General features: G+C 39.7%; 1 protein-coding gene and 1 pseudogene. One reads left to right on the top strand and one right to left on the bottom strand.

Annotated features, from left to right (window positions below; translation table 11 throughout):
* Positions 1-200: pseudogene (locus ACMHXH_RS07080) on the bottom strand (alpha-amylase family glycosyl hydrolase); the annotation flags it as partial.
* A 338-nt stretch (positions 201-538) separates the two neighbouring features.
* Between ACMHXH_RS07080 and ACMHXH_RS07085 the strand changes: the two are divergent.
* A complete protein-coding gene (locus ACMHXH_RS07085; protein WP_039033346.1) occupies positions 539-1,441 on the top strand; it encodes a hypothetical protein in 903 nt (300 codons plus the stop codon).
* Positions 1,442-1,679: the final 238 nt, after the last annotated feature.

Genomic DNA, 1,679 nt, shown 5'->3' on the forward strand with positions numbered 1-1,679 from the left:
ACCGCATAAGCGCAAACGTCGATGCAGAATATTGACGACAACTGCCTGATTTTATCCACTATCCAGCCACGTCTATGCTCGTAACTGCGCCCCGAGAGTTCATCTTCACCACACAAAAATGCCCTTCTCACGCAACGGTTAATCACGTGGTAAAAGGGCGTACTTTCAGCGTCTATCAACTGACGGCGGGCTGTAGTCATAACCAACCTCGACTGAGCTTTGATGGGTATTTCAAAGCCTAGTCAAGGCTGGGCGAAACATCAAAAAGATATGGCTGTCCTGTCTTTCTTCGTCTTTCTTCACTAAAGATTCAACCAGTATTCCGCATGAATAACTATAAAACAAAGTTAAAATGTATCAACGATGTATCATGAATACTTTATTTATTTTAATTAATTGTTAATTGATTTGGCGATTAGGAGAAACATTCAAGATATATAAAACATAAGCACTTCCCACATTGACATCACTGGCAAAACAACTTACATATGCAACCTCAATGTCTCAATTAAGTTTTATTTGCTAAGGAATGGTAACAATGAGATTATTCAAGGCGTTAGGGTTTTTAGCAGTTGTTTCCTTGCCAGCATCGGCGTTTGCTATTGATGGCTACCATGTAGAATGTAATTCCTGTGTTAGCGAGGAACAGTTCAATCAAGCAGCTAAAGACGAAGCTGTTCAAGGACAAACGATTTATGTCAATGTAATAAACTTTGAGAACTATGAGTTCAGAAAGTATAAAGTAACCAAAACGCATAAAAACGTATGCGACCCTAAAAGTAGGGAACCTGATGGTCGAGGTGGGTTTATTCAAGACTGTAAAATAATAAGGACTCATACAGCTACAAAAGAAGAACTCACTAATGATGAGATTAATGCTCTGATGAGTTTTGCAACTTCATTCAATGACTATAAGTCGGTGGTAAAGCAGTATGCTACTGCAATCCCTGAAACCGTCGTCCCCAGTGGGTATGACCTTATTGGTGCATCATATAATCATGGTAAAGTTATTGACTACTACAAGTCACAGGTAAATTCTAGTACAATCACTGAAAGATATGTTGGACTTGTAGAGGCAGCTACAAAGATCGTCTCTAAAGGCATTAACGTCAGTGCTCCGGCTATAGTTTTTTCTTTCTCTGATGGTTCTAAGGCTTATGCTGAGGTTGATTTTTACGATATGGATGACAACCTCCATTACAAATTTACGAAGGTTATTGATACAAATGGAAATCAAATAGATCTTAAAGCTCAGAATCCATTTCCAAAATTGATGGATGTATCAAACCTGTCACTACAATCATGGCAAACACTCTATGGCGCATTTAGAGCATATGGGTTAGCTGTAGTGGGTGAGACAACAAGAATAGTCCCTCGAGGCACGATAACCATCACAGAATGTAATGGTGGTACAGCTAATATGTGTCGACATCCTCAATAATCGAGTTCGTTAAAGAAGGTGCAAAGGATTACTACCCTCGGACGTAATGGTCATAACCAACCTCGACTAAGCTTTGATGAGTATTTCAAAGCCTAGTCAAGGCTGTGTGAAACATCAAAAAGATATGGCTGTCCTATATTTCAACTAAAGAGCCCGGTCCAACGCTCGATGACTTCAAATGGCGACAATGATTGTTGCGCAGCAAGGTCGATTTTGAGCACCAAATGGTAGTGATTAC

The organism is Shewanella sp. BJSY2023SW001, assembly GCF_047314685.1.
Lineage (GTDB): Bacteria > Pseudomonadota > Gammaproteobacteria > Enterobacterales > Shewanellaceae > Shewanella > Shewanella indica.

Bases quoted from the DNA above. Each gene is read 5' to 3' on its own strand.
- ACMHXH_RS07085 (WP_039033346.1), top strand. From the start codon at position 539: ATGAGATTATTCAAGGCGTTAGGGTTTTTAGCAGTTGTTTCCTTGCCA.